Genomic DNA, 24,173 nt, shown 5'->3' on the forward strand with positions numbered 1-24,173 from the left:
CGCCGCGCTATCCAGCGTTGCGTTTTTTTCTGAATTGGATGGCGCCCGCATCCTTGGGATTTAACCCGACCTTGTCTGCATAGAATTCTCTTATAGTTGTTAAATCCCTATCCAGGTCTCCACTGAGTTCTATCAAGGGGCCTATACCAAGCCTCTTGGTCGGGAAGTCTATATAGCCTAAGGCAACAGGGACTTTTGCAGCAAGTGCGAGGTGGTAGAAGCCTGATTTCCAGTAATCTCGGTAACTTCGGGTTCCCTCCGGCGTTATAACGATTGCCAGCTGATCCTGCTGTTGGTAGCGAAGAGCAAGTTGGTCGATAAAACCGGTGCTTATTCTTCGATTCACAGGAATGCCACCCATAGCCCGCATTAAAGGACCCAGAGGCCACCAGAACAAAGAGTCTTTGGCAACCCAGTGAAATCGTAAATTGAGTGCTCCCTTTGCAAGCATCGCCAAAATGAAATCCCAATTACTGGTATGAGGGTAGCCGATAAGTATGTACTTAGGGGCCGCGGGTACTTGTTTATCCACTTGCCAGCCAAATAGCTTCAACAGCAGTCTGCAGGTTATTCTCGCCATAAAACGTAAAACCATTACCTCAGGATTAGAAACACTATACGTCAAAAGCGGAGTTTATCATTGATGGGCAATCAGGGCGCTGCATCGAAGAGTCTGTTATAAGGCTGAGAGTATCAATTTACTAATAAGTGAGTTGGTTTGCAGCCGCGGTTATTGTTCCGGAGAGTTTGCTTTCCCTGACTACAGACACCAATCTAAAGATAACAGGTAATTTGCGACAGCGCTTTGTCCATCGCTACTTTATCTGTCATCATTGTTGTGTATTGCTTTGTTGTAATAGGGTGGGAGAACAAGTGCGAATAGAGGTTCTGGGGTGCAGCGGTGGAATCGGTGCAGGTCTAAAGACTACCTGTATCAAGATCAATGACTCTATTTTAATTGACGCTGGCACCGGACTGGAGTTGCTGTCGACTGAAGCGATGCTAAAACTCCGGCATATCTTTTTTACTCATGCGCACTTAGATCATATTTGTTGCCTTCCTTTAATGTTGCCAACTATTTATGATCGATTAAAACAACCATTGCATATACATGCCAGTGATACTGTCATAAGCGCTTTGCGAGACTGTATTTTTAATTGGACTGTATGGCCAGATTATACTCAACTCCCCGACCAAGCGGGTTCGTTGCTCCGCTTCCGGGAAATGCCAATAGATAGCACCATTTCTCTGGAGGGACTTTTAATAACAGCATTGGCAGTAAACCATCCCACTCCAACTCAAGGGTATTTGATTGAAAGCTCCGAGGGAGCCTTCGCATTTAGTGGAGATACAGCATCCACGCCTGAATTCCTTTCCCGGCTTTATTCTGTCAAGCGACTGATGCATCTCGCCGTTGATGTATCGTTTCCCAGTGAGCAGAAATCAATAGCGAAGGCCAGTGGTCACTATACACCAGCCAGCCTAAAGGCAGATCTTGATCGTTGGCCTGAAGGTTGCCCCAAACCCTCGCTGCATATCACCCACCTTAAGCCTGGTTATGAAGACAGAGTCATGGAGCAGTGTCAGCAGCTACTGAGTGATTGGAACGTTTTGCGTTTACGTAGCGGGGATCAGTTAACATTTGAATCAGATGACTGACTCGCTAACGCTTTCTAGCACTCTTTCCCCAGTATTGGCATTAGCGGTACCTTAGCTGTCGCTCCGGCCTGTTCCCTGACCAGTTTTGGCACCAGGTAACCCGGTAACCGATCACAAAGACTCCCAGCCAAATATCTAGCTGTGTTTTCATCAACGTTGAAGTGACTGGCACCTGCGACTGGGTCCAACAGATGCAGATAGTAAGGCAATAACCCAATTTCAAATAATTTTTCGCTCAGCATGGCAAGTGTGTCGCTATGGTCATTGATATCCTTAAGTAACACACTTTGGTTCAGCAGGGTCACTCCTGCCTGCTTAAGCTTACTTATTGCTGATGCCAATTCTGTATCAATTTCGTTAGGGTGATTAATATGAGTCACTATGACCGTTTGAAGATTGCTTTGTCCTATCGCCTCAATCAGGGCAGAGTTAACCCGTTGTGGAATAACTACAGGTAAGCGGGTATGTATGCGTAAACGCTTAAGGTGAGGAATTGCTCCCAGGTCTTGGAACATCTTGTTCAACCGCTTGTCATTGGCTGCTAACGGATCTCCGCCACTCAGGATCACTTCACTGATGCTGTGGTCCCGATTCAGATAGTCTAGCGCTTGTTGCCACTCTTCAGTTCCCAGTTGATTATCGGAGTATGGAAAGTGTCGCCGGAAACAGTAACGGCAGTTTATTGCACAGCCCCCACTGATAATGAGCAGTACTCGTCCGTGGTATTTGTGAATAATACCGGGCTGATGGTTGGTTGACTCCTCGCCCAGTGGATCTATTACATAACCGGGCACAGGCTGGGTTTCCGCCAATAGTGGCAAGACCTGCAATAGTAGCGGGTCTTTAATATTTCCGGGTTCCATCCGGTCCAAGTAGGGCTCGGGTACGCGAAGAGCAAAGCTTTTTGATGCCAGTATTGCGGGTGGTAAAAGCTCGGAAGGCAGCTTCAAACGCTCAAAAAACTCTTTTGGATCGGTAATCGCGTTTGTTAATTGATGTTGCCAGCTCATTTCATTGATCAGCTTTAGTGACTTGGTCTGCACAGCGGCCCTCGTTCAGGGTATGATTAGCCTTTTCCCTTATGGATGTTGCGGTAAATGGATCATTCGATCACAATTGGCACCATCCTTTCGGGGTCCGACAGTTTATTTAGTGAGGAAACATGGCTAGCTATTCTACCAACGAATTCAAGTCAGGTCTTAAAGTGATGATCGATGGCGATCCTTGCTCAATGGTTGATGTTGAATTCGTCAAGCCGGGTAAGGGGCAGGCCTTTACTCGCGTAAAAATGCGCAACTTAAAAAGTGATCGGATTTGGGAGCGTACCTTCAAGTCTGGTGAATCGGTTGAAGCGGCCGATGTTATGGACCGTGATATGGAATATCTGTATACCGACGGTGAGTTTTGGCATTTTATGCTAACCGATGGTTCTTTCGAGCAGTATGCCGCTGATAAAGCCGCAGTAGGAGATGCTACTCAATGGCTGAAAGAACAGGATGTGAGTGTCGTCACCCTGTTTAATGATGTACCGCTATCTATCACTGTACCCAATTTTGTGGAACTGGAAGTGACTGAAACAGACCCTGGCCTGAAGGGTGATACAGCCCAGGGCGGATCAAAGCCTGCGACCTTGCAAACAGGTGCCGTAGTGCGCGTACCTCTGTTCATTAACGAAGGTGAAGTACTGAAAATCGATACCCGTTCTGGTGAATACGTTGGTCGGGCTTGATTAATCAGTATACTTGAGCATATTGCAGGTTGATAAGTATCAGCCTGCTTCTTTTATCCTTTATCTATTTTCCGTTGTGATTCTTAATGACTGACTGGCAGCCTTCAGCCTCTTTGAAGCTGATCCGCAAGCGTGCAAAACTCTATCGACTGATCCGTGAATTCTTCGCTCAACGAAAAGTAATGGAAGTTGATACGCCGGTGCTCTCAGCGGCAGCTGTGTCAGACCCCTATTTGTACCCGATGCGAACGGAATATCAGGGGCCTGGGACGGTCAATGAGACGCCATTATATCTGCAGACATCTCCTGAATACCCAATGAAGCGTCTACTGGCTGCTGGCAGTGGAGCTATCTATCAATTGGCAAAGGCCTTCCGCAATGGCGAATCAGGCGCTATGCATAATCCTGAGTTTTGCATGCTGGAGTGGTATCGACCCGGGTTTAATGACCATAAGCTAATGGATGAAGTAGCTGCATTGGTTCAACTGACAATTGGCTGTGGCCGGAGTGAAAAGCTCAGTTATCGGGAGTTGTTTCAGCGATACTTGGATATTGACCCTCATCAGGCAACGGTGGCTGAGTTAAAGTCGGTTGCTGAAGAGAGACTGGAACTATCAACCACTATGGATGATCGGGATGGCTGGCTGAATTTGCTGATAAGCCACTTGATTGAACCGAAGCTCAGGCAACCTACCTTTATTTATGACTATCCGGCCAGTCAGGCCGCTTTAGCCCGGGTTGAAACGGATAGTGAAGGTGTCGCCATCGCCCGCCGATTCGAACTGTATGTAGGGGGAGTAGAGTTAGCAAATGGATATTTTGAATTAGTGGACAGTACTGAACAAGCATGTCGTTTCGAGGCTGATCAGCGCCACCGACAGCAGCTTGGGATTGAGTCTTTGCCTACAGATCATCGACTGGTGGAGGCGTTGGAAGCTGGCTTGCCTAGTTGTGCGGGAGTTGCGTTAGGGGTTGATAGATTGTTGATGCTTGCTACTGGTGCAACTCATATTAATGAGGTCATGGCATTTCCCTTGGATAGAGCTTGATATTGAGGCTGTATACAGAAACTCTTTAAATTAAAAGCAATTTATTGCGGGTAATTGCCAATCTGGCGCTGCGACGGGTGGTTAATGGTCCATGGCCCGCATAGTAGTTGGCATGGAGTGAATACAATGATATTTTACTCTGATATCTATTGTTCAGCTGACTGAGTGATCATGCAATTCATTTTTGGACATAAAATTTCAATTCGTATAAGTCACACGGTCATTTCCGGAGTAGTCTGTCAGGTTCGCTGTCCTTTGCTTCCAAGACTGCCGTAATGGCAGCTTACCTTTGATACCTGTTTTTTACCCAACTTGTTTCTTCAGAGCTTTTTGTAAAGCTATATCTTAAGAAAATGGATTAGCACTTGAAACTGCCAACTGAAGGCGGTTTTAGATCGGAGCCACATTATGAGCGACAATCGAGTAATCATCTTTGACACCACTTTACGTGATGGGGAGCAAAGCCCTGGCGCCTCAATGACTCGGGACGAGAAGCTGCGAATTGCAAAGATCCTGGAAAAAATGCGTGTTGACGTTATTGAAGCGGGCTTCGCCATTGCCAGTGTTGGAGATTTTGAATCCGTAAAAGCAATCGCAGATACCATTAAGGGCAGCACCGTCTGCAGTCTTTCCAGGGCTTTGGACGGTGATATCGACCGAGCCGGAGAGGCTCTTAAAAATGCCAATAGTGGACGGATTCACACATTTATTGCCACTTCGCCCATACACATGAAGTACAAGTTGCAGATGGAGCCCGATCAGGTTGTCGCTCAAGCGGTACATGCGGTGAAAAGAGCGCGGAATTTGATTGATGATGTGGAGTTCTCGCTGGAAGATGCCAGTCGGTCAGAGTTTGATTTCATGTGCCGTATTATCGAAGCCTGTATTGATGCTGGTGCACGTACAATAAACATCCCTGATACCGTCGGGTATGCCGTCCCGGATGAGTTTGGTCGAACAGTCGGCCGGTTAATCGAACGAATTCCCAATGCTGATAAGGCTGTTTTTTCAGTTCACTGTCACAATGATCTGGGGCTTGCTGTTGCTAATTCTCTGGCTGCCGTATCAAACGGGGCTCGTCAGATTGAATGTACGGTCAATGGATTGGGTGAGCGAGCTGGCAACGCCTCCTTGGAAGAAGTGGTGATGGCTATCCGAACCCGTAAAGATATCCTGGGCCTGGAGACAGGGATAGACAGTACACAGATTGTCCCCAGTTCACGCCTTGTAGCGGGCGTGACCGGTTTTCCGGTTCAACCCAATAAGGCCATTGTCGGGGCCAATGCATTTGCTCATGAATCAGGTATTCATCAGGATGGTGTGCTTAAACACCGCGAAACTTATGAAATCATGACCGCTCAGGATGTTGGCTGGAATACCAATAAAATGGTGTTGGGCAAGCATTCTGGACGAAATGCCTTCCGTACCCGTCTTGAGGAGCTTGGAACCATATTTGAAACTGACACGGAATTGAATATGGCTTTTGCCCGTTTTAAAGACCTGGCTGATAAGAAGCATGAAATCTTTGACGAAGATTTACAGGCGTTGGTCAGTGATACCAAAACATCTGCATATAACGAATGCTATGGCTTAAGCTCTTTAAAAGTGACCTCCCAAACCGGAGAAACTCCGTTTGCTGAAGTTGTTGTCGTCGTGGAAGGACAAGAGCAGCGAGCTGCTTCAACGGGAAGCGGTCCTGTTGATGCTGCCTATAAAGCCATTGAAAGTATAGTGAAAACCGAAGCCAGTTTGGAGCTTTACTCAGTCAATGCGATCACCAGCGGCACCGATTCCCAGGGTGAGGTTACGGTTCGGCTGGAAAAAGGCGGGCGAATTGTGAATGGGTTAGGGGCTGATACGGATATTGTTATCGCGTCTGCCAAGGCCTATCTGCACGCTGCCAACCTGCTATTGTCTTCGATAGAGAAGGCGCATCCTCAGGTTTAAACAGTGAATCAGCTTTTCCGGGAGCAGCAACGGCAACAGTATCTGGCGGCTATGGGGGTTACTTCATGGTTGCCGGTACGCCCTCTTTCTGGTGCTTTGTCTTCACCCGAATGGGAGTGGCAAAAAACTGATTTGCAGTCCGATAGTCAGTCTCCTGTTTCACCGGCTTCCGGTGCGGGGGCGCCTGCGATTCCGCAGCAATCTGCTCAGGTCAATCCTCCGAGAAATAGCTCCTTAACGGCTAAGGAGCACTTAGCTGAACATTCTGATTGGTCAGCATCTGCAGCATCTTTGTCTTTGACCAAGGCATCCAACGCTGGGGCGCAAGCGCCGACCGCTGCAATCCATCAATTGTTATCTAATGACAGCCTTGCAGGGGCTGAGGTTAGTCGAGTTCCTTCACCGGTAAAAGCAGAAGTCAGTGAAGAGAAGGATGTTCCATCTGCCGTTGTTGAGCAGCAGAAACCTGTACCGCGATTTCGATTGGCGTTTATCGGTTATAAAGATTGCCTGGTAGTCAATGAAATGCCTATTGATGTTATTCAGGGGTTTACGGCAATACATCAAGCGCTATTAGATCGGATTCTGTCCAGTGTCGGGTTGGGTAATGGAGAGGCGAATGTTCAACTGTTTGCCTGGCCGGTAGTTAACAGTGCTCATGTTGATCAGAGTCATTCTGTTGCCAGAGCCGGGGTAAGAAAGATGATTAATCGCTTTCAGCTGTCTGATAGCGTGCCTTTGTTTATGCTGGGGGAGCAAGCAGAAATCTATGCCATGCCAGAGTCTTTGTCTGAATCTTCAGAGGTTCCGGCAGAAGTGGGAGGGCGTCTTGTCTTGGCAACTTCCAGTCTTAATCAGCTTATGCGGATTCCGGGGCAAAAGAGAGAGTTATGGCATCAGTTACTCAAATTGAAACAGCACCTGTAGAGACGGGCCGTAAAAGTCATGGTACATGTTCGAACGATGGTTCAGGAAGATATTCCGTCTATTGCGGAGCTTGAGCAGCAGCTGTTCAGTCACCCTCAGAGTCGCGCGCAGATTGCTAATATGTTTGGGTCTAGTTACTACGGATTGGTGGTTGAAGAATCATCGAGATTGTGTGGTTATGCTATTGTTTCTTGGGGGGGCGGTGATGCGGACTTGCTTGTTATTGCTCTCTTGCAACAGTATCGTGGAAAAGGGGTTTCTACCAGGCTATTCAATTCGTTACTGGATGGTTTGAAACGAGTTGATGTAGAGCGACTGTTTTTGGAAGTAAGAGCATCTAATGCTTCAGCTATTGGCTTTTACCGTAAAGTTGGATTTAAAGAGATTGGTAACCGAAAGAACTACTACCCGTCAGGAAAAAATGTACGGGAAGATGCATTGATTTTTAGAATTGATATTTCGAGTCATGGCAACGGTTGAGTATAGACCGCTCTTTTTGTAAAGTTACCGCGAGCCTTGCAAGGCGCATGTTTACTGGTAATTATTGAATTTCGTGAAGTGGAGTGTCATCAGTGCCCCAATTGAAGGCTGTACCTGGTAGTTTTAGCGATCTTCACCTGAATATTAATGACACATTTAAAGTGGAATCTCTTTCTAACAAGAAGCGCTATCCTGTTCGATTGATCGGCATGGTAGAGAATGCTAGTTTGATTGTTAGTGCACCAAAGATAAACGGTCAGGAATTTTACCTCCCTGAGGGTCAAAAGTTACGCGTGCGCCTGATTGCCGGCAATTACGCTTGCGGGTTTATGACAGATGTTCTGTTAAGCCGTCGGCTACCATACTTATATAGTCACTTGTCTTATCCAAAAAAGTTTGAAGCTGTTGCTATTCGCCAATCCAGCCGCGTTCAGTTGAATATTCCAGTGATAATATTTGAGGAACACAAAGGTACCCTCTATGGAGAATGGCCCCAGCGAGGGGTGATTGCAGATGTCAGTAGCAGTGGTGCCCGGTTGCATTGTGATCAACCTCTGGCTGCGACTGGTAGTGAGCTGCGGGTTAATTTTAATGCATCAGTGGATGGTGTGATTAAGAAAATGAGCGTTAATGCGATGGTGCGCAATATCACTGAGATTCCCGACGCTGAAGGTGGTGGGTTCGACTATGGTGTGCAGTTTCGTAATGTCAGTGATGATGACAGGGTGTATATCTCTGGATTCGTTTACGAGCAGATGCTTTTCCAGTCAGATACCACAATGGATTCCAGCAACGACTGAAGCGAGTAATTTGCTTCAGTCGGTGTATTGTTGTCTATACCAGAGAATGCAGGCTTTTGTGCCGATGGGATTCCCGATAGCCGGAATCCCACGAGACCGGTTCTTAGGCTAATGAGTCGGTCGCCACGCGGTACTTTGGATCCTCTATTACGTTCACTTCCACCAAGTCTCCTGCTTTCCTGAGTAGCTGTCGACATTCCGGGCTCAGGTGACGCAAATGAAGTGTTTTACCTGCGGCAATGTAGCGCTCAGCCAAGGTGTCTATCGCTTCAAGGCCTGAGTGGTCTGATACCCTGGAATACTGGAATTCGATCACCACGTCATCGGGATCATTTTTCGGATCAAATAGTCCCAGGAAGTTATTAACTGAGCCGAAGAATATCGGTCCATGCAGACGGTAGATTTTACTTTCGCCTTCCTGGCTTGTTACGACACGGATATGTTTGGCGTGTTGCCATGCGAAAACCAACGCCGATACGATAACGCCCACTACAACTGCAATAGCTAAATCTGTTGCTACTGTTACGCCGGATACCAGTACCAGCACAAAGGCGTCTGCTTTGGGAATTTTGCGGATGATTCTAAAGCTGGACCATTCGAATGTTCCGAAAACAACCATGAACATAACGCCCACTAGCGCAGCAATAGGGATTTGCTCAATAAGCGATGAAGTAAATAGAATGAAAGCCAGCAAGCATAGAGCTGCTGTAATACCTGAAGCTCTGCCGCGACCGCCGGAGTTAATGTTGATCATACTTTGGCCGATCATGGCGCAGCCTCCCATCCCCCCAAAGAAGCCGGTAGCGATGTTAGCAGCCCCTTGTCCGATACACTCTTTATTACCCCTTCCTCGTGTATTGGTTATCTCGTCGATCAGTGTCAGAGTCAGCAACGATTCAATTAAACCAATAGCGGCGAGTATAATTGCATAGGGAAAAATGATGATGAGTGTCTCTAGGTTCAGTGGTACTGATGGGATGCTAAAAGAAGGCAGTCCGCCAGCTATCGAAGCAACTTCTCCCACCGTTTTGGTGTCCAGTCCGGCAAATGCGACCAGTAAGCTTACGAAGAGGATAGCTGCCAAGGATGATGGGATAGCACGAGTGAATTTTGGCAGGAAGTGAATAATGGCCATGGTCAGTGCGATAAGGCCCAGCAGGATATACAGGCTGCTGCCACTCATCCATTGCAGATTTCCCTGTCCGTCAACGAACTTGAACTGACTCAGCTGGGCAAGAAAAATAACGATTGCCAAGCCGTTAACAAAACCAAGCATTACCGGATGAGGCACCATTCGGATAAACTTGCCCAGTCGAAGCACACCTGCCATTATCTGAAGAATACCCATCAATATAACCGTGGCGAAAAGGTATTGGACTCCATGATCGGCAACAAGGGAAACCATAACTACCGCCAGTGCTCCTGTGGCACCTGAAATCATACCCGGTCTTCCACCAATACAGGCGGTAATGAGACCGACCATAAATGCGGCGTATAGCCCTACCAGGGGTTCAACACCAGCAACAAAGGCGAAAGCAACAGCCTCTGGAACGAGAGCCAAGGCGACGGTCAAGCCTGAAAGCACATCGCTTTTCAGGTTGCGTGTAGTTTTTACTGCCAGCTGAAACATCAATAACCTCGAACGGAGTCCTTAGGGTAATCCGCAATTCATAACTCAGATATGGTTTTTTAGGGTGGGGTTGTACCAAAGGCTGGAGATTATACAGCAAGTGGGCGAATTTCATAACTCGAAATAGGGGAGCGGCTCAGCTTGACCAATATATTTGAGCTGTGCAGCCAAAAGAATTGAATCTGCTGGCTTTAATTTCCCTGAAGTCGATCTATTCATGTAAAATACCGCGCTTCAATTTGTCTATTCTTCAGCAAATACATTTCGAGTTGTAGATAGCTGAGCAAATAAATTCGAGTTTACTCATGACTGACTCTCGCTTGGCCGCAGAAGTAGCGAGCCGTAGGACTTTTGCGATAATTTCGCATCCAGATGCTGGTAAAACCACAATTACTGAAAAGCTGTTGTTGTTTGGAAACCTGATCCAAAAAGCTGGAACGGTGAAAGGCCGAAAGAGTGACCGTCATGCTACATCTGACTGGATGTCAATGGAGCAGGAGAGGGGGATTTCTATTACTTCATCGGTAATGCAGTTCCCTTATAAAGGACGCACCGTTAACCTGCTTGATACTCCTGGTCACGAAGACTTTTCTGAAGATACCTACCGTACCTTGACTGCTGTGGATTCGGCACTAATGGTCGTGGATGGTGCCAAGGGTGTTGAGAAGCGCACGATTAAGCTGATGGAAGTCTGTCGGCTTCGAGATACTCCTATTTTTTCTTTCGTCAATAAAATGGATCGTGATATTCGCGACCCGGTAGAATTATTGGACGAGATTGAAGAGGTCCTGAGTATTGCAGCGGCACCGATAAACTGGCCTCTGGATATGGGTAAGCAATTTAAAGGAGTATACAACCTCTATACCGACACTATTCATGTTTATGAATCCGGTATGGGTCATGTGATTCCTGAGGATGTGCGGATAAAAGGGCTGGATTCTCCCGAGGCTAAAGAGCTTCTGGGTGATCGTTATGATGAGTACCTGGAGGAGATAGAATTGGTACGCGGAGCTACACACCAATTCGATCAGCAGATGTTTATTGAGGGAAGTTTGACTCCCGTCTATTTTGGTACGGCATTGGCTAACTTTGGTGTTCGAGAAATGATGGATGACTTTGTCGAATGGGCACCATCCCCTCCCGCTCGTGCTACGGTCGAGCGCCAGGTTGCACCGGATGAGTCAAAATTCAGCGGCTTTATCTTCAAAATACAGGCAAACATGGACCCTAAGCACCGCGATCGGATAGCTTTTATGCGTATCTGTTCCGGTAGCTACACCAGGGGTATGAAAATGCGTCACAACCGCGTGGGTAAGGATGTAAAAATTGCTGACGCAGTGACTTTTCTGGCTGGCGATCGTTCTAACGTAGAGCAGGCGTGGTCCGGCGATATTATCGGATTGCATAATCACGGCACCATTCAGATTGGAGACACCTTTACTGAGGGGGAGAATCTGAAGTTTACAGGCATCCCTCATTTTGCGCCTGAAATGTTTCGTCGAGTGCGACCGACAGATCCATTGAAGATGAAGCAGCTTCAAAAAGGTTTGCAGCAGCTCTCTGAGGAAGGGGCTGTACAGTTATTTCAGCCCTTGAAGAACAATGATCTGATTCTGGGGGCTGTGGGTCAGTTGCAGTTTGATGTGGTCGTATTTCGGCTTAAGGATGAGTATAAAGTTGAGTGTTTATATGAAGCGATCACTATTCAAACGGCTCGTTGGGTTGAGTGCGCCGATGAAAAAATGCTTGAAGAGTTTCGTCGTAAGGGGTTTGAAAATCTGTCATTGGATGGAAGTGGGTTGTTAACTTACCTGGCGCCTACCCGGGTCAATTTGTCTCTAACTGAAGAGCGGTGGCCAGAGGTGAAGTTCAGGGCAACCAGAGAGCATTAGGAATTATTTGATTCTGATATCCTGAAGTGTTCAGTTTGATTTACGCCGGAGGTGGGTAGGAGGGTTTTGTTGGGAGTTTATTCATACGCTTGTTTTAGCTGACTGTCAACTATTTTTACAAAGCCTTTTTGGCTGATGTTGGTTTGTTTTTTAAATCCATATAAATCAATAGCTTATGTTTTGGCACAATTGGTGCATGAGCTCCTTGGTAGAGATCTGTTTTTATCTGAGGAGTTTGTCCTTTGGTTATTCGTAAGCCTGTTTATGAGGTTTTACCTTACACTTATATTGCCATTGGGATTGTGGTGGTGATGGCCATGGATTCGCCATTGACATATGTGTCAGGAATCCTCTTTTATGTGGCTGGGGCAGTTGTTTGGGTTATGCGTTCTGCTTATCGGCGAAAGAATAGCAGAAAACATATTGCCAATAGGCGCAATAGTGTTCGTTTTCCTGAAGCTGTCTATGAGTTTTTGCCGTTTATTTATATAGGTCTGGCTGTCTTGCTGGTTGTGTCATTCAGCACTCCGTTGGCCTATATACCGGGCGTGGTGCTCGCTATGGCGGGAATGCTTGTCTGGATTATTCGTGCAATCTACCGCAGTCAGGCGGGTTATGAATCTGTATCCTGATGCGTTTATGTGTTTGGTCATTCAATTTTAACTTGTATCGCCTCTGTTAAAGAATCTTTGCTGGCTGGTGGCGTTGTCTATAGGCCTGTATTGTTCTTTTGGTGATTGAATTGCATCATCGGATAAAAAGCCGGGATCAAAGATCCCGGAATCTTGCTCAATTCACAAGCACAACGGAAAGAATGGAGGTTGAGTTGAGGCTCTTCTCCATTCTTTTTGTATCTAAGCATTAACTGTGCCGACTTTCTTTTCTCTTGATTTTCTTAGCGATTTTCTTTGCTGACTGTGCAGTAATGGGTGGATTTCCGCTCATTAGAACTGCTGTTGTAGATGAAAACGTACCACTTTGTTTGAGCTGAGATCCGTTGCCTGTCGTTGTTTCATGGTCATCTGTCTGGCTTTGTTGTTATTGTTGGCAGGGACGTTTAGTGTTTTGGGAGAGGTTATATCGCGATGGAGAGAGGAGTGTCTGGTTCCGGGCGTTTTATGGACACCCATTGTCATCTTGATTTCAGTCTTTTTGATAGTTGTCGGGAAGAGCTCCTTTTTACTGCCAGGGCTAAAGGGGTTGAGGCTATTGTAGTGCCTGGGGTTGATTCGGAGCGCTGGTTGAGGCAATTGTCTGTTTGTCGGACTTATTCTTCAGTGTATCCCGCTCTTGGGCTGCATCCATGTTTTATTGAAAAGCATAATAAGAACGATTTACTGCAGCTGGAAAAGTTGTTGCAAGAAGATGATGTTGTGGCGGTAGGGGAGATTGGTCTGGATTTTTGGCCGAGTAGTTCGCTGCATGATAGTCAGGTTGAGTATTTTGAGTCTCAGCTGGAGTTGGCGGCGGAGTATGAGCTACCTGTTTTGTTACACGTTAGAAAAGCTCATGATCAGGTGTTAAAGCGCTTGAGAAGACTTCAGTTGAAGCCTGGAGGGGTGGTGCATGCTTTTTCGGGGAGCTATCAACAGGCGAAGCAATATATCGAACTTGGGTTTTGTTTGGGGGTCGGGGGAGCGCTGACCTATGAGCGCGCTAAGCGACTTCGGAAGGTGGTGGCGTCGTTGCCATTGAGTGCTTTAGTGTTAGAGACAGATGCTCCAGATATGCCGTTAGCCGGTTTGCAAGGTATGCCAAATCGTCCCGAAAATCTTCCGCTGGTGTTCGATGTTTTGGCTTCGCTTCGGGTGGAATCGGCAGAGGAGTTGATGAGAGGGTTGTGGGATAACAGTGTGAGAGTGCTTGCACTCGAGTCCCATCTGGAATGAATTTCGTTATCCTTTACTATAAAGAGTTTTTATTGAAAGTTGTCCGGTCGATAAATTGTTAGCTGCAATAATGTTCTATTAATCACAATAGGGAGCGCCAGGGCATTCATAGCGATCCAGATGCTCTAGTTTTAGTATTTTCCACGCTTCATAGGTGCGGTTGTTGATGGGCAGCAGATGTTGGGTAGCATTAAGCTGTTGAGTATCGTTTGTGTTATCAGCTGTTGTTGTCAAAAGATCCACAAGGTCCTTGGGTGTGCGCAATGCTGCCCAGTCCCAAGGGTCTTTGTTATACAGCTTGAGTAATCTGTCCCGGTAGTTGTTGCTGGTTATCAGGCCCAGGCTATAGCATTCAGCAGCGCTGTAGTAGCAAAGTACCTGTCGTTGAGTGTCCAGGAGCATGGAGCCTTTAGGGACATCGGGCAGGCCGCCGCAAGCGCTTAGTGTCATAAGTGCTATGGTAACCAATAACCCTGCCTTTACTCGGGGGGATTCGGTTCTGTGGTGATCACGGCCATGCTCTGTGTTCTGGGAGCTTTCCTTCACTAGCACATATCCTTGTAGGGGTTTTCTATATCAAGACTGATGGGCAGCTCGTAGCCAGGGATAGTTATCGCCTTATCGGTAATGGATAAAGAGTTGCCGTCGAGTACATTGTGACCAAAAAGGTAGGTTGGGCGACTGATTCCGTAAGTTGCTTCTTTATCGTATTCGTTTGCGGTGGCTTTTACTTCTTCAAGGCGCTCTTTGTGATTCGCCATGGCTTGCTTTCCGTGCTTGCGTTCCAGCAGGTTCATTGTGATATGGGGGGCAAGCACAACTGCGCTGGCATTGTTACCGCCAAAGCCTTTGGAGTTTAGTAGTACTGAATCCATGCCGTCCTGACCGACTTCCAGGTGCTGTTTTTGCAGGAGAAGATTGCTTTGATGGACGTCTTCAGCCACCTTGTCAAGTGTGGCGATACCGGGTATGTAGCCATAGGCCCATGTGCCTAAAGACAGAGTTAGCTGGTCTCCGCCTGCCGTTCCTTGTGAGTGTCCTAGGAAGCACTTGACGGCTGAAACGGGCCAGTTTTTTATGCTGAATGCTTTTGCTGTTTCATTGATAACGTGTGATTCGGTGACTCTATTCTGCGGTGTACTGGTTCCGTGTGCCTGAACAAAACTGCGCTGGCGCAGGGATTCCTCACCAAGCATGCTACGAATGAGAGCTGCGGACTTGCCTAGTGTTATGTAGTTTCCAACTCCCGGCGCTGAAATGGATTTTTTATGCCCATCAGCATTTACATAAACGTCAGGTACGGCAGCAAAGATTTGCGCTCCCAGGTCTAATGCGAGCTGATCATCGCAAAGTATAACGTATTGAGAAGACTCACCCATGGTGAAGCCACAGTTGTTTGCAAAGGGGCGGGAGGCGTTGCGATAGTGCTGGTCCGTTAGTGAGTCTGTGTGGTCAAGGGCTTTCAAATCCTTGTCTTCGGCCAGTGCTCCCATTGCGCGGAAGCCTTCGATAATCTCTGGGGTAACGGGAGCGTCGCTCCCTCCCACTAAGACGAGTTTGCGTCGCCCGCTCTTTATGTCGTTAACCCCTGTTCTCAGGTTATAAAGAAAAGTGGCGCAGGCACCCAGAGATGATCCTGTTGAACCCAGATTGCCAAGCAGGTAGGCGTTGACAAAATCTGCTGGCATCTGCCCGTATCCTAAAGGCATGTGCTTTGATGTTGTGCGCTTTCCGATAGAGGCATTTTTTAGTAAACCGCCAAAGCCAAAGTCGTCTAGTTGTCCTATGGAATTTCCAGAGTAAACGGCGACTTGATCTGGTGGTAAAATGGAGCGAATCTGCTCCCAGGGTATCCCCATTGAATTAATGGCATCTGAGGCGCTAAATACGGTCATTTGTAAATTTCGCGGGTGGTTTCTCGACTGATAAAGGCTGCCGGGCTTAAATCCAGTGGGGAGCTGTCCTGCTGTCTGGACTTGTGCTTTTTTGTGGTCGTTAAAAATTACATCAATGGTGCTGGAAGCTGTTACTTCCACCATGCCGAGTCCCAGGTCCTGGATGATCCAGTCCTCTGGAATGTGTTCGGGAAGGTGGCGACGGCGAAGCGTAAATTTACACTGATCACCGACAGGTGTGATGTGTGACTGTTGATTGAAAACAATGCGATCAACGTCAAACCAGTCAGGGTGAATTTTCCGGATAAGGGTGTTGTCGAGTATCTGTTGTTTTAGTGTCGCTGAAACGGTAGAAGATACCGGTTCACCGCTCTGGTCGCTGAGAGCCCCGTTCTTGTTTTGAATAAGGTTCATCAGGGTGGCGAGGTCCAGCAAGGTTTGTTCAGAGGCATCATTACTGATTTTGTCTAGCATCAAGCGCCGGTATGCATGGTGAAACGATGATCTGCCTGCTGGGTTGACGCCCCCAAATCCGATGATGACAGGTAAGTGAGACAACGAATTCTCCTCAGAAAAATTTGCGCGGTATGGACTTTGGCCTGTCATCATTCTATAAGTTGTTTTCCGCTGTTGCTAGCGTTAACTGCGGGATGGCGGCGTTTTTCAGGGTGCTTGCTGTTTAAGTATCCAGGATGTGAAGATTTAGTGGGTTGAGTGTGAATCTGTGGGGTGAGTTTAAAGGTTGGTGAGTTGTTGTTAGACCGCTTTTATTGCGTAGCAGGCTTAGGCGGAATTTTAAACGAAGCTAATCCTGTCCGAGTCAAGTCGTCAGAATAAAGCTGTCAAGTTAAAATAAGGAGTGAGTGTGGGTTTTATATATAGCGGGTCTTGCAGGGGTAAATCATTACTGATGGTGTCAATGATGTTGGCTCTCTTGTCGGGTTGTGCCTCGGTGGAAGATCCTTACGCTTTTGAAAAACGCCGCGGGGCTGTGGATATCGAGGCTGACGTTATGACGCAGGCGGTGATGGGGCGAAGGCCGCTGCAGGGGCAGCAGCCTCTAACGGGACCCATGGGGGGAGGTGTTGGAGCTGATGCCCGTTATATGGATCAGCACGAAGAGGAGCTTAAAGCCCGATTGGACCAAACGGGTGTCAGTGTAGAGCGCATCGATGATTCTATTCGTCTGATAATGCCGGGGAATATTACCTTTGCTACTGATTCCCATACGTTGGCACAAAATTTCTTACCTATTTTGGATGGGGTTGCTGATGTCTTGTCTCGATTTGAGTTTACGGCACTGGAGGTTAGTGGACATACGGATAGTCGAGGAAAAAAGGGATATAATCTGAAGCTTTCAGAAGCAAGGGCTCAGGCTGTTGCCAGCTATCTAAAAAACACGGGTATAAGTGCTGGGCGAATACGCACAATTGCGCAGGGTGAGGCGAAGCCGATTGCGAGTAACAAAACCGAAAAAGGGCGTGCGCAAAACCGCCGGGTTGAATTGAAGATCATGCCTCGCTGAAATTGATTTTCGCCGGGATATAAAAAGGCCTGGCAGTTTCCATCTGCAGGCCTCTCTTCCAGCGCTCCCTGCTGAGACACTTTTCCTTATGTCGCTCTCGGACTAAGCTATGTATCCTTCACAGCTCAAGATTCCTTTCTTTGCCCTAGTTGAGTGACAATATAGTCTTATTATTTGCACTCCGGTATAGGAGAAATTCCTATTTTTTAGTTTGTGATGTCTGCTGTTCAATCTCTGATCTGTTGGTGAGGGGGCTTATTGCGCTGACCGATATTATCCATGCTGATTGAAGGTATACTTGTGCTATGATACGGCTCCTTATTTATTTGATGCGGAGCTTGTCCTGATGTACTCAGAGACTGATATTAAACGGCTGGGGTGGCACTGCCGACGAGGAATGTTGGAGCTTGATGTGCTATTGGCTCCATTTTTAGACCAGCGTTTTCGTAGTTTGCCATATGAGGATCAGCAGCGATTCGAAAAACTGATTGAGTGTGAGGATCAGGATATATTTGCATGGGTGATGAGAAACTCCGAGCCTGAAGATCCCGAGTTGCAACGCATTGTCAATGTTATTTTAGATGACGGTCAGGTCTGAGCAGCTTTTTCTGCGGCCCTCTCCGCGATTGTTCGGGTTGGTTGTACTGATTGCTCTCTTGGCCGCTGTTAGTATTGAAATCTGTCTTGATGGGGCTCTGGCTGTAGTATTAATTTTCGGGATTTTGACGTTTACAATTCACATCATAAGACGTTATGTCTTTTTGAATCATCTTAAATCAATTAAGAAACTCGTCTGGCGCCAGGGGGCTTTTCAGGTTGTGCTGCTGAATGATCTCGTCTTGGATGTAGAGCCCAGTCCTTGTTCAGTCTTGGGCTCAAGCTACACGCTGTTATGTTTTCGCAGTTGTGCAACTGGGCGAAATCTTCTGGTGCCGATATTCTCTGACGGGGCCGACACAGAAGATCTGCGAAGACTCAGGGTGTATTTGAAGTGCGGTGCTGGAATTGATACCAGCGTAGATCATCGCTAATCGTCGCAGATTAATTTTCAGCCTTCTCGCCAGTCGTAATTGACCGGTGTGAGTATGGTGTCTCGTTCTTCCGGCAGGGTTGAAGGGTAGTTTAGGGTGTGATGAAGCCCTCTGCTTTCCTTGCGTAGCATTGCAGAGCGAATAATTAATTCGGCCACGACTGATAGATTCCTTAGTTCCAGCAAGTCTTTGCTGACTTTGTAGTTGCTGTAATAGTCGGAGATTTCCTGTTGCAGAAGGCTGACGCGATTAAGTGCCCGCTGCAGCCGTTTATCTGTCCGTACGATGCCAACATAATCCCACATGAAGCGTCTTAGTTCATCCCAGTTATGAGAAATGACAACATCTTCATCGGAATCTGTGACTTGGCTTTCATCCCAAAAGGGGGCTTTGGCCAAAGTGTTGTGCTGGTCCAGGTGTTTTATTATGTCGGCAGCCGCTGCGCTGGCAAAAACGATGCATTCCAGTAACGAATTGCTGGCTAATCTGTTCGCTCCATGCAGTCCTGTGAATGCGGTTTCTCCCGCTGCGTACAGCCCCGGAATATCGGTTTTTCCGGAAGTATCCGTCACTACTCCGCCGCAAGTGTAATGTGCAGCGGGAACCACAGGGATCGGGTCCTTGGTGATGTCGATGCCGAATTCGAGACACTTGGCATGGATTGTTGGAAAGTGGTCACGGATAAACTCAGCGGGTTTATGAGATATATCCAGATACAGGCAATCGCAGCCTAAGCGCTTCATTTCATGGTCAATTGCTCGAGCAACGATATCTCTCGGTGCAAGTTCTTTGCGCTTATCAAAGTTATGCATAAAGCGGCTGCCGTCGGGCAGAAGCAGTTTCCCTCCTTCTCCTCTGACAGCTTCGCTGATCAAAAAAGATTTTGCTTGCGAGTGGTAGAGGCAGGTTGGGTGGAACTGATTAAACTCCATGTTGGCAATACGACAACCTGCCCGCCAGGCCATGGCTATTCCATCTCCTGATGACCCATCAGTATTGCTTGTGTACAGGTAGGCTTTGCTGGCGCCTCCTGTGGCCAGGACAACAAAAGGGGCGAGGTAGGTTTCAACATGGCCGCTGTCCTGATTTAGAACATAAGCACCTATGCAGCGGTTATCAGGAAGTCCTAGTTTGCGTCGGGTAATCAGGTCCACCGCTATCGCATGGCTTCTAAGGTCAATGTTGTGATGTTTTTTGGCTTGCTGGATCAGGGTTTCTGAAATTGCCTTACCCGTGGCGTCTGCCGCATGAACGATGCGGCGATGGCTGTGGCCGCCCTCTTTGGTCAAATGCAGTTGGCCGTCACTATCTTTAGTGAAAGGAACCCCTTGTTTTATCAGCCAGTCAATGGTCCCGGGACCATTCTCTACAGTGTGTTTGACGGCATCCAGGCGGCAAAGGTGACTGCCTGCAGTAAGGGTATCTGAGATATGTGACTCGGTAGAATCGGCACTGTCCCTTACTCCGGCTATCCCACCCTGAGCTAGATAAGTAGAGCCAGCCGTCAGCTCTCCCTTGCTTAACACGGCTATTCTTGCGTGGGGGGCCATCTGTAAAGCTAAAGTTAATCCGGCGGCTCCGCTGCCAATCACAAGTACGTCGTAATGCTGTTCTTTACTCATCTTTTCCGTTTACCCAGCCTAGATACAGTTCGCATGCTCAGCAGAACATGGATGAGGGTTGTTTATGACATCTTAATTGCAAACTCTACTGAAGTTCCAATGCTTCTTCACCAGCCGACAAAAAACCAGTAATAATATCACATCAAAGACTTCTCTCTAACGGGTGGAACTTACTGGTCCGGTTGCGTTCCTATCTATTACCCTGTAGATGCTTAGGGCATGAGGTACTAATAATTAACTTTCCTGCGGAACTCTTGGGGATGGTTATTGTATAAAGTGGTTCTAAGTTGTAGGTTAGCTGGGCGTTTTGATAAAGAATTGCTTGGTAACAGGGGCTGAAAGGATTGTCTACAGGTAAACAAGAGTTAACAGATCAGCAATTAGTCAGGCAGGTGCAGAAAGGTAACAAGCGTGCTTTTGATTTGTTGGTGAAGAAGTATCAGCACAAAATTATAGGTTTGGTAGGGCGTTATGTATACGACCACCATGAAGCAATGGATGTTTCTCAGGAAGCTTTCATCAAGGCCTATAGGGCACTTCCTAAATTTCGAGGCGATAGTGCGTTTTATACATGGCTATACCGCATTGCGATTAATACTGCCAAAAACCACTTGGTTGCGAAGGGACGAAGGCCACCTGATGTGGATGTGGATGTGGACGATGCCCAGCATCATACCAGTAATCACAGCCTGAAAGAGATAGAGAATCCTGAGAACCAGCTGTACAAAATGGAGTTAGAAAAGGCGGTATATCGAGTGTTGGATCAATTGCCGGAAGATTTAAGAATGGCGCTGACTCTTCGAGAATTTGAAGGGATGAGCTACGAAGATATTTCTATGGTAATGGGGTGTCCCGTCGGGACTGTCCGGTCCAGAATCTTTAGAGCACGTGAGGCGGTAGATAAGGTAATCAAGCCCATGATGAATGATTTCTAAATAAAGTTGGATCTTTCAAACCAGGAAGGGAAGAAGCGTCATTCAAATCCAGCTACTGAATGTTGAGTTTTAGCGGAGAGAGTTCGGTTATTCTGTGCTGACTGTCAGAGTAATAGCCTGGAAGCTGGTACCCATAGATCCACGGTCGTTAAGAGGTGACCAATGAGTGAAAATCTAAGGCAGTCGTTATCTGCACTTATGGACAATGAAGCTGATGAGCTGGAGGCCCGGCGTGCTCTTAAAGAGCTCGGTAGTGAAGAGTCCGCTGTCTGGTCGAGATACCATTTGGTGAGTGCTTTGCTTAATGGAGAAAAACCAAATGCTGACGTTGACCTTAGTTCCAGAGTTATGAGTGCACTGGATGCTGAGCCTGCATATAAGGTTACGGAAGATGAAAGTCCAGCATCGGATAAAAACGGTTTGTTCTGGAAGCCCCTGGCAAGTGTCGCTATCGCAGCATCGGTAACAGCGATGATTATTTTTGGTGCACAGACTTTCCAAGGTGGAGCTGTGAACTCAGGGGGAGAAAGTCTGGCGAATAATAATGCTGAAGGGAATGATGCGTTCAGTCGGGGGAGTGTTGTCCTTCCGGGGCCTTCTCCAGCTACTGATGGCTTGCTTCCTGCGCAGTATGGGCGTGGAGGGAAGTTATCTCTTTCCACAGGTAGTTCCGAACCGGATGTGATTAGACTTTCCTACGGAATGGAGCATTATATTAATCAGCATAACTCACTGCTGCGATCAAAGGAAAAGGTCTGGGCTGCGGAATGGTTGCCGGATGGCTTTTCACCATTACGGCATGAGGTTATGCCCGACTCAGAAGTTATGATTTATTCTGATGGCCGGACTTCTATTTCCGTTTGTGTGGAAGCTTATGGCACTCAGAAATCTGTGCCTGGTGCTGTGCAATCTGGTGATACCGTTGCTCTCGGTAAGCGGGTCGGAGGGCAGTTCGTTACCGTTGTTGGTGACATTCCTCTAATGATTGCGGACCGGATAGCCGGCTCAGTGAACCGCAGCAGCAACTGAAGTTTGGGCGTAAATCTGCATGATTGAAGAACCGGGGTTAGTGCTTTCAGTCGCCGAAGATGGTGTTCTGGTGGAAACTATTCGAAAAAGCTCCTGTGGTCAGTGTTCTGCAGCTAAGGGGTGTGGGCAGAAGATGCTTGCATCAATTGGGCAAGGGCAGCGTTTTGAAGTGATTGCAACAAACCCGCGCCGGTTGATCCTGCAAAAGGGAGACCAGGTAGTACTGGGGCTTGCTGAGTCTGCTCTGCTTAAAGCGTCATTTATGGCCTATCTATTGCCTTTGGTTTTGATGATTGTTACTGCAACCTTTGCTGAGCTGGCAGGTTTTTCGGAAGGAGTGGTAGCCGTTTCCGGGATAGGCGGGTTGTTTATGGGGTTGGGGGTGACGCGCTGGTTGACAGGATCAGACCGTAAAACAAGATGCCAGCAGTATCCTGAAATATTACGAACGTCAGGGTCCTGTACATCCACTGTATCTTAAGCCCTTCCTGTCTGAAATGACTTATAGAGTTACCTATCGTTAAACACTAATGAGGACAAATATATGAACAGAGGCTATCTTTGGAGGTCTTTAGGGGTCTTTGTTGCCCTGCTCTTATTGGCGCGTGCTGTACAGGCGTCACAACTGCCCGATTTTACTGAACTTGTGGAAGAGGCATCGCCCGCTATTGTCAACATCAGTACTGTGCAGAATGGTAGTAAAAAAGGGGGGAGTGGCAGGCTTCCTGAAGGTTATGATCCAGAGCAGCTACCGGAAATTTTCAAGCATTTTTTTGGTGAGCGTTTTGGTGATCAGTACAGAAATCCTGGTCCAAACTCCAAACGAAACGCTCCAAAGTCATTAGGATCCGGTTTTATTATTTCCGATGATGGCTACATATTGACCAATAATCATGTGGTAAAGGATGCCGATGAAATTCTGGTTCGCCTCAGTGATCGCAGTGAAATGGAGGCGGAACTGATTGGCGCAGATCCGCGCTCTGACCTGGCATTGCTGAAGGTAGATGCAGAGGGGTTGCCAACCGTAAAACTGGGGAATTCTGACAAGCTGAAGTCCGGTGAATGGGTGCTTGCCATTGGGTCCCCTTTTGGATTTGACCACACGGTGACGGCCGGGATTGTCAGTGCAACCGGACGAAGTCTGGCTAATGAAAACTATGTGCCGTTTATTCAGACGGATGTAGCTATCAATCCGGGTAATTCCGGTGGACCGCTGTTCAATCTTGATGGAGAAGTGGTTGGTATTAATTCGCAAATCTATACCCGTTCTGGCGGTTTTATGGGGTTGTCTTTTGCTATCCCGATTACGATGGCAATGGAAGTCGTTGACCAGTTGAAGGATAAAGGGCATGTAGCCAGGGGGTGGCTTGGGGTTTACATTCAGGAAGTCAGCAAAAATCTGGCAGAATCTTTTGGATTGGATAAGCCTTCCGGAGCTTTGGTGACTCGGGTGACTGAGAATAGTCCGGCTGAAGATGCCGGTCTTAAGGAGGGGGACATCATTCTTCGTTTTAATGATCAATCGGTCGGCTTCTCGTCTGAATTGCCTCATCTTGTTGGTCGAGTCGCACCGGGTACCGAAGTGAAACTGAACATTCTCCGTGACGGTCACGAAGAATCTGTTGATCTCTTGGTGGGGGAGCTGCCTGCGCAGTCAGAACTCGCTTCTCGAAATAAGCGGCAGGGCAGTCGTGAAAACAGCCTGGCCGTTGAAGTAATGCCGCTTGAGGATGAGCGTAAAGCCAAGTGGAACATAACCGGTGGAGTCGTCGTGAGAAAAGTGTTGCCAGGACCTGGAGCCGATGCTGGCTTGCTTATTGGCGATGTTATCACCAGCCTGAATGGTCAGGATATTGAATCCGTAGATAGCTTTGAGAGAGTGGTCAAGGAATTGCCTAAAGGTAAATTTATTCGTATGCGAATCGTCAGAAGAGGAAGTTCTCAGTATTTACCTATTAAAATTGAGTCGTAGTTGCTAACACCCGCAATAGATTTCAGACTCTTATTGGTAGCTGGGGGAGGACCATGTTTGGTTGCTTCCCCCTGCCTGCATGGACTTTTTGTTAAATAAACATGTCTTTCTTCGATCCCAGAAAGTGCTATCCGGCGTTTTGGGAAAAGGCAAACGTGGTTC

22 protein-coding genes are annotated in these 24,173 nt (G+C 47.4%); 16 read left to right on the forward strand and 6 right to left on the reverse strand.

Features of this window, described 5'->3' with window-relative positions; translation table 11 throughout:
- Positions 1 to 7: 7 nt before the first annotated feature.
- Complete coding sequence (locus BGP75_RS07120; RefSeq protein WP_076717641.1) at positions 8 to 580, reverse strand: lysophospholipid acyltransferase family protein; 573 nt, start codon at positions 578 to 580, stop codon at positions 8 to 10.
- Positions 581 to 873: 293 nt separating this feature from the next.
- On the opposite strand from BGP75_RS07120, the gene BGP75_RS07125 reads away from it, so the two are divergent.
- The gene (locus BGP75_RS07125; RefSeq protein ID WP_076717059.1) at positions 874 to 1,659 is read left to right on the forward strand and encodes a 3',5'-cyclic-nucleotide phosphodiesterase; all 786 of its coding nucleotides are present in this window, start codon (positions 874 to 876) and stop codon (positions 1,657 to 1,659) included.
- Positions 1,660 to 1,673: 14 nt separating this feature from the next.
- Here BGP75_RS07125 and epmB read toward each other — a convergent pair whose 3' ends face one another.
- Positions 1,674 to 2,702 carry an EF-P beta-lysylation protein EpmB gene (gene epmB / locus BGP75_RS07130; protein WP_369832104.1) on the reverse strand — a complete coding sequence of 343 codons (1,029 nt, stop codon included), beginning with the start codon at positions 2,700 to 2,702 and terminating at the stop codon, positions 1,674 to 1,676.
- A 119-nt stretch (positions 2,703 to 2,821) separates the two neighbouring features.
- On the opposite strand from epmB, the gene efp reads away from it, so the two are divergent.
- The 6 genes from efp to BGP75_RS07160 all read left to right on the forward strand — a co-directional run bounded on the left by efp (position 2,822) and on the right by BGP75_RS07160 (position 8,591).
- On the forward strand, positions 2,822 to 3,388 hold the full coding sequence (gene efp, locus BGP75_RS07135; protein ID WP_076717062.1) for an elongation factor P: 567 nt from the start codon (positions 2,822 to 2,824) through the stop codon (positions 3,386 to 3,388).
- A gap of 86 nt (positions 3,389 to 3,474) precedes the next feature.
- Positions 3,475 to 4,437 (forward strand): EF-P lysine aminoacylase EpmA, encoded by a 963-nt coding sequence (gene epmA / locus BGP75_RS07140; RefSeq protein WP_076717063.1) that lies wholly within the window; start codon positions 3,475 to 3,477, stop codon positions 4,435 to 4,437.
- A gap of 408 nt (positions 4,438 to 4,845) precedes the next feature.
- Positions 4,846 to 6,384 carry a 2-isopropylmalate synthase gene (locus tag BGP75_RS07145; RefSeq protein WP_076717064.1) on the forward strand — a complete coding sequence of 513 codons (1,539 nt, stop codon included), beginning with the start codon at positions 4,846 to 4,848 and terminating at the stop codon, positions 6,382 to 6,384.
- A 3-nt stretch (positions 6,385 to 6,387) separates the two neighbouring features.
- Positions 6,388 to 7,311: a hypothetical protein gene (locus BGP75_RS07150; RefSeq protein ID WP_076717066.1), complete on the forward strand. Its 924-nt coding sequence runs from the start codon at positions 6,388 to 6,390 to the stop codon at positions 7,309 to 7,311.
- A gap of 18 nt (positions 7,312 to 7,329) precedes the next feature.
- Positions 7,330 to 7,791 carry a ribosomal protein S18-alanine N-acetyltransferase gene (rimI, locus tag BGP75_RS07155; RefSeq protein WP_083704673.1) on the forward strand — a complete coding sequence of 154 codons (462 nt, stop codon included), beginning with the start codon at positions 7,330 to 7,332 and terminating at the stop codon, positions 7,789 to 7,791.
- A 92-nt stretch (positions 7,792 to 7,883) separates the two neighbouring features.
- Entirely contained in the window at positions 7,884 to 8,591 is a 708-nt protein-coding gene (locus BGP75_RS07160) for a flagellar brake protein (protein WP_076717071.1), read from the forward strand.
- A gap of 103 nt (positions 8,592 to 8,694) precedes the next feature.
- Here the strand turns inward: BGP75_RS07160 and BGP75_RS07165 are convergent, their stop codons facing one another.
- On the reverse strand, positions 8,695 to 10,221 hold the full coding sequence (locus tag BGP75_RS07165) for a SulP family inorganic anion transporter (RefSeq protein WP_076717073.1): 1,527 nt from the start codon (positions 10,219 to 10,221) through the stop codon (positions 8,695 to 8,697).
- Positions 10,222 to 10,526: 305 nt separating this feature from the next.
- Here BGP75_RS07165 and BGP75_RS07170 point away from each other — a divergent pair, with 305 nt between their 5' ends.
- From BGP75_RS07170 to BGP75_RS07180, 3 genes are all read left to right on the forward strand, one after another.
- The gene (locus BGP75_RS07170) at positions 10,527 to 12,113 is read left to right on the forward strand and encodes a peptide chain release factor 3 (protein ID WP_076717076.1); all 1,587 of its coding nucleotides are present in this window, start codon (positions 10,527 to 10,529) and stop codon (positions 12,111 to 12,113) included.
- A 242-nt stretch (positions 12,114 to 12,355) separates the two neighbouring features.
- Positions 12,356 to 12,745, forward strand: a complete 390-nt coding sequence (locus tag BGP75_RS07175) for a hypothetical protein (protein ID WP_076717079.1) — start codon at positions 12,356 to 12,358, stop codon at positions 12,743 to 12,745.
- Positions 12,746 to 13,198: 453 nt separating this feature from the next.
- The gene (locus tag BGP75_RS07180; protein WP_076717081.1) at positions 13,199 to 14,002 is read left to right on the forward strand and encodes a TatD family hydrolase; all 804 of its coding nucleotides are present in this window, start codon (positions 13,199 to 13,201) and stop codon (positions 14,000 to 14,002) included.
- 78 nt (positions 14,003 to 14,080) lie between these two features.
- Here the strand turns inward: BGP75_RS07180 and BGP75_RS07185 are convergent, their stop codons facing one another.
- Together BGP75_RS07185 and BGP75_RS07190 are read right to left on the reverse strand one after the other, a co-directional pair.
- Positions 14,081 to 14,548: a hypothetical protein gene (locus BGP75_RS07185; protein ID WP_076717084.1), complete on the reverse strand. Its 468-nt coding sequence runs from the start codon at positions 14,546 to 14,548 to the stop codon at positions 14,081 to 14,083.
- The gene (locus BGP75_RS07190; protein ID WP_076717086.1) at positions 14,548 to 16,455 is read right to left on the reverse strand and encodes a beta-ketoacyl synthase; all 1,908 of its coding nucleotides are present in this window, start codon (positions 16,453 to 16,455) and stop codon (positions 14,548 to 14,550) included. Before BGP75_RS07190 ends, BGP75_RS07185 begins: the two co-directional genes overlap by 1 nt.
- Positions 16,456 to 16,816: 361 nt before the next feature.
- On the opposite strand from BGP75_RS07190, the gene BGP75_RS07195 reads away from it, so the two are divergent.
- A complete protein-coding gene (locus BGP75_RS07195) occupies positions 16,817 to 17,422 on the forward strand; it encodes an OmpA family protein (RefSeq protein WP_233152869.1) in 606 nt (201 codons plus the stop codon).
- A 346-nt stretch (positions 17,423 to 17,768) separates the two neighbouring features.
- The gene (locus BGP75_RS07200) at positions 17,769 to 18,020 is read left to right on the forward strand and encodes a succinate dehydrogenase assembly factor 2 (protein ID WP_076717645.1); all 252 of its coding nucleotides are present in this window, start codon (positions 17,769 to 17,771) and stop codon (positions 18,018 to 18,020) included.
- 450 nt (positions 18,021 to 18,470) lie between these two features.
- Here BGP75_RS07200 and nadB read toward each other — a convergent pair whose 3' ends face one another.
- A complete protein-coding gene (nadB, locus tag BGP75_RS07210; protein WP_076717092.1) occupies positions 18,471 to 20,075 on the reverse strand; it encodes an L-aspartate oxidase in 1,605 nt (534 codons plus the stop codon).
- 344 nt (positions 20,076 to 20,419) lie between these two features.
- Here nadB and rpoE point away from each other — a divergent pair, with 344 nt between their 5' ends.
- The 4 genes from rpoE (at position 20,420) to BGP75_RS07230 (ending at position 24,011) form a co-directional block, all read left to right on the forward strand.
- Positions 20,420 to 21,010, forward strand: a complete 591-nt coding sequence (rpoE, locus tag BGP75_RS07215; protein ID WP_076717094.1) for an RNA polymerase sigma factor RpoE — start codon at positions 20,420 to 20,422, stop codon at positions 21,008 to 21,010.
- A 162-nt stretch (positions 21,011 to 21,172) separates the two neighbouring features.
- Positions 21,173 to 22,039 carry a MucB/RseB C-terminal domain-containing protein gene (locus BGP75_RS07220; protein ID WP_076717096.1) on the forward strand — a complete coding sequence of 289 codons (867 nt, stop codon included), beginning with the start codon at positions 21,173 to 21,175 and terminating at the stop codon, positions 22,037 to 22,039.
- Positions 22,040 to 22,058: 19 nt separating this feature from the next.
- The gene (locus tag BGP75_RS07225) at positions 22,059 to 22,520 is read left to right on the forward strand and encodes a SoxR reducing system RseC family protein (protein WP_076717099.1); all 462 of its coding nucleotides are present in this window, start codon (positions 22,059 to 22,061) and stop codon (positions 22,518 to 22,520) included.
- Positions 22,521 to 22,583: 63 nt separating this feature from the next.
- Positions 22,584 to 24,011, forward strand: coding sequence for a DegQ family serine endoprotease (locus tag BGP75_RS07230; protein ID WP_076717101.1), 1,428 nt, complete (start codon positions 22,584 to 22,586; stop codon positions 24,009 to 24,011).
- The last annotated feature ends 162 nt before the right edge of the window (positions 24,012 to 24,173 follow it).

This window comes from Motiliproteus sp. MSK22-1 (assembly GCF_001968815.1).
In the GTDB taxonomy this organism is placed as follows: Bacteria; Pseudomonadota; Gammaproteobacteria; order Pseudomonadales; family Balneatricaceae; genus Motiliproteus.

Excerpts from the sequence above, each read along its gene's own strand:
- BGP75_RS07195 (WP_233152869.1), top strand. The coding sequence starts at position 16,817 with ATGATGTTGGCTCTCTTGTCGGGTTGTGCCTCGGTGGAAGATCCTTAC.
- BGP75_RS07220 (WP_076717096.1), top strand. The coding sequence starts at position 21,173 with ATGAGTGAAAATCTAAGGCAGTCGTTATCTGCACTTATGGACAATGAA.
- BGP75_RS07180 (WP_076717081.1), top strand. The coding sequence starts at position 13,199 with ATGGAGAGAGGAGTGTCTGGTTCCGGGCGTTTTATGGACACCCATTGT.
- BGP75_RS07200 (WP_076717645.1), top strand. The coding sequence starts at position 17,769 with ATGTACTCAGAGACTGATATTAAACGGCTGGGGTGGCACTGCCGACGA.
- BGP75_RS07145 (WP_076717064.1), top strand. The coding sequence starts at position 4,846 with ATGAGCGACAATCGAGTAATCATCTTTGACACCACTTTACGTGATGGG.
- epmA (WP_076717063.1), top strand. The coding sequence starts at position 3,475 with ATGACTGACTGGCAGCCTTCAGCCTCTTTGAAGCTGATCCGCAAGCGT.
- BGP75_RS07165 (WP_076717073.1), bottom strand. The coding sequence starts at position 10,221 with ATGTTTCAGCTGGCAGTAAAAACTACACGCAACCTGAAAAGCGATGTG.
- BGP75_RS07170 (WP_076717076.1), top strand. The coding sequence starts at position 10,527 with ATGACTGACTCTCGCTTGGCCGCAGAAGTAGCGAGCCGTAGGACTTTT.
- rimI (WP_083704673.1), top strand. The coding sequence starts at position 7,330 with ATGGTACATGTTCGAACGATGGTTCAGGAAGATATTCCGTCTATTGCG.
- BGP75_RS07230 (WP_076717101.1), top strand. The coding sequence starts at position 22,584 with ATGAACAGAGGCTATCTTTGGAGGTCTTTAGGGGTCTTTGTTGCCCTG.
- BGP75_RS07120 (WP_076717641.1), bottom strand. The coding sequence starts at position 580 with ATGGCGAGAATAACCTGCAGACTGCTGTTGAAGCTATTTGGCTGGCAA.
- efp (WP_076717062.1), top strand. The coding sequence starts at position 2,822 with ATGGCTAGCTATTCTACCAACGAATTCAAGTCAGGTCTTAAAGTGATG.
- BGP75_RS07225 (WP_076717099.1), top strand. The coding sequence starts at position 22,059 with ATGATTGAAGAACCGGGGTTAGTGCTTTCAGTCGCCGAAGATGGTGTT.
- nadB (WP_076717092.1), bottom strand. The coding sequence starts at position 20,075 with ATGAGTAAAGAACAGCATTACGACGTACTTGTGATTGGCAGCGGAGCC.